At 57.9% G+C, this 1102-nt stretch carries 1 protein-coding gene and 1 pseudogene; both read right to left on the reverse strand.

The window, feature by feature from the left end; genetic code table 11:
- Positions 1–189: 189 nt before the first annotated feature.
- A complete protein-coding gene (locus U5A57_RS41235; protein ID WP_321918083.1) occupies positions 190–498 on the reverse strand; it encodes a hypothetical protein in 309 nt (102 codons plus the stop codon).
- 1 nt (position 499) lies between these two features.
- Positions 500–1102 (reverse strand): annotated as a pseudogene (locus U5A57_RS41240) (hypothetical protein); the annotation flags it as partial.

Genomic DNA, 1102 nt, shown 5'->3' on the forward strand with positions numbered 1-1102 from the left:
AAAAGGGAAAGCATGGAAGGGCGACTGAAAGAATCTACGGCTTACGCCGGGAGATGCCTATTTCGGCCGAGCGCCGGGCGCTAAATTCCGGGTATTGAGTGGCAAACCAGGGAAGCGCAGCCTCGCCAATGCGGCGCGCGAATTCGACATTAATCAGATGGCCGGCCACAGGCCGTTCGTGGTCCTGTTTTACTGCGCCGTTCCTTTTGGTTGTGTCCACTCGATTGGCGCTTCGGTTGTAATTTTCAGGCGCCCACGCAACTCAGGATGCACCGATGCCTGATTGAGTACGGCCATGCCGCCAATCTGACGAAGAGCATCATCCGTAATTGGGGTCGTGCTGTCATCCGGCTCGCCGAGAGGTAGATTCATCGCCGAACCTCGCGCGATCTGCCGATCGATTGCAGTCCCGATTTCGTCACGATACACAGTGCAAAGTTGAATCTGCTGCGTATCTTCGTTGTAAAAGATCACTGTAGCGCGGGCGCGTTTCGTCATTTCAAAAGCCTCTGCAACGTTGATAGTTCTGGAATGCGGTCTCCTTGCAGACCGCATAGGCTCGTGGGTCTTGGGTCATCGCTCTGACGAAATCGCATTGTTCCAGATCGAACTCGAATTCGCCAAAGCAATCGGCCTCGTCGGCCGCGCTGACACCACGGGCGGCAACTTGCGTAACATCATCGCTCAAATGGTCCGGTTGATACGCGAACGGTTGCGCGTCGCCGAGCGGTGTCACGTTGACGCCTGGATTCGCATTGAGCAGGTCATCGTCAAACGTACCACCATCGTCGCTTCCGGTGTCGTCGCCGTCCGAATTGCCTTCGCCGCCACCGAGCAAAGCGCCTGCCGCCGACCCAACGGCTCCAAACAATCCTGCGCCTCCGTCGCCTTCGTTACTGCCCGCGGCACTGTCTGGAGCCTGCGTCAACCCCGTTGCGACTTTGGCTACCTGCGAAGGCACATCGAATGCCTGAGAGAGGGCAGACCCCGCTCCAGCCGTTTTCCCGTCCTGTGCAGCCTTGAAAGCAACCCACTGATCCCATGTCAATGGACGGTTCGCGTTTCCCCCACCAGATGCACTTGCCGACTGCCAGAACTGCGG

It is taken from the genome of Paraburkholderia sp. J11-2, from assembly GCF_905220185.1.
Lineage (GTDB): Bacteria > Pseudomonadota > Gammaproteobacteria > Burkholderiales > Burkholderiaceae > Paraburkholderia.